This window comes from Limnochorda sp. (genome assembly GCF_047459355.1).
Taxonomy (GTDB): Bacteria; Bacillota; Limnochordia; order Limnochordales; family Limnochordaceae; genus Limnochorda.
On record NZ_VSCV01000088.1, the window covers coordinates 1 to 1,577 of the forward strand.

General features: G+C 42.7%; 1 protein-coding gene. It reads right to left on the reverse strand.

What is annotated here, in order from left to right; all coding sequences use genetic code 11:
- Window positions 1-44: 44 nt before the first annotated feature.
- A complete protein-coding gene (locus tag FWJ67_RS11045; protein ID WP_414482846.1) occupies window positions 45-1,388 on the reverse strand; it encodes an ISLre2 family transposase in 1,344 nt (447 codons plus the stop codon).
- Window positions 1,389-1,577 lie beyond the last annotated feature (189 nt).

The following is a 1,577-nucleotide window of genomic DNA, read 5'->3' on the forward strand; positions in this document are numbered from 1 at the left end:
ATTCATGCCCTCAGAGTCCCTCCTTGGGATTGATGTCTCGTTTTTTAAAATCCTTTTAATGCTTTTAATGCTGAACATACTGGCAAATGGATTGTTCTCTTTAGATAAGGGATATTTCCCCTGGTTGCCTCCTTGACCATCCTGCTCACTTTCTTGACATAGCGCTTCGGAACCTTCTTTTCTTCGCTTGGCTCAATCCATTTTTCCACACGTCCAAACAAGGTTTTTAATGTCAATTTATCCATATGAGCCACCAGCCCTGTCATCATCGCACTGACGCCCTTATCCACCCAACTGCGGCCATTTTTCAGCCGTTTTGCAAATACACTCATGGTTGCCTCAGCACTTCCCATGGACCTGAATCCTTTAACGTCTATTCCTTGTTCTTTGAGCCAATCACGATAATCTCTCAAGGCTTCAGGATACTTTTCCAACTGTTTAATCAGATTCTCAAGTTGAGCCTCTTTGGACTCATCTTCCAAGGTTCCCACAGCGCTGTTTAATTCCATAAGCAGTTTTTCCGGTGCGTTTTTGGCCAATGCCTTTCGCAGAGCTCTATAGCGCGGATGCCTCTTGAACAAGCGTTGAATCTCTCGTGCCACATGATATCGGTCAAGTGTATAAAAAGCCCTGTCACCGAAATACTCACGACAAGCAGTGATCCAAGCGGCTCCGTCTCCATTGATAACCAGCTTATGTACTGCCGGGTCATAATCATAGGTGTCCGTTAAAAACTTCTCAAACGCATCCCAGAAAGGCTCTTTTCCGTTATGGACAAAATGGCGTTTATTTTTCAGCTTCACCCGTTTTCCGTTCACTTCCCACCCTTGATGAACGGCAGCTATTTTTTCTTCTTTTCCCCTTTGTTTTTGCCGCTGTCTTTTGACATATAGTCCATCCACTTCCACAAACAACACTTGACCATGTACCGGCTCTGGTTCTTTTGAAATCGCTGTCGCCTCCAAAAGAAGCTTCCGAATGGTTTCATGGCTTATAACCCGGTAACCAACAATATCTTCCAGTACGTCCGCCGCCTTTCGGTACGAAGTACCCGTTATGGCGAATTCCATCGCAGTCTCTTCCAATAACGGACTAATCCCCTTTGCCCCTTTAAATTCTAAAATGCGGTCCAAAAGACATACATATTTTCCGGTCTTCCTGTCGTGATAATAATTTCGTTTAATCTCGATGTCTCCGAAGAGACTGGTTATCGTGCATGTTCTTGTGTCATGCAGCCTAAAACGGTCTCTATCACGGTTTTCGGCGATTTGTTTATCCAATTCTTCAAGAAGTTGTGCCAATACCTGAGAGTATGTGTGTTGTAAATTCCTCCAAAGAATTAGCTCCAATTGTTTAAAACTTAGATTTTGTATGGTATCTTTTTTCATGAGAGGGTTCCCTCCTTTGGGTGTTTTTTTGATTTTAGCCAATTAACATTTTACCAAGGAGGAACCCTCTTTTTATATTCTTTTCTTACTACCGCGCTTCGCTTGGTGACCTTTTCATCCAGATAACGACAAAACGTCATTATCTGGATGAAAAGGCAAAAATATCTCCAACAAACATTTTACTCATAC

Coding starts and splice junctions, on each gene's coding strand:
- FWJ67_RS11045 (WP_414482846.1), bottom strand. CDS start 1,388: ATGAAAAAAGATACCATACAAAATCTAAGTTTTAAACAATTGGAGCTA.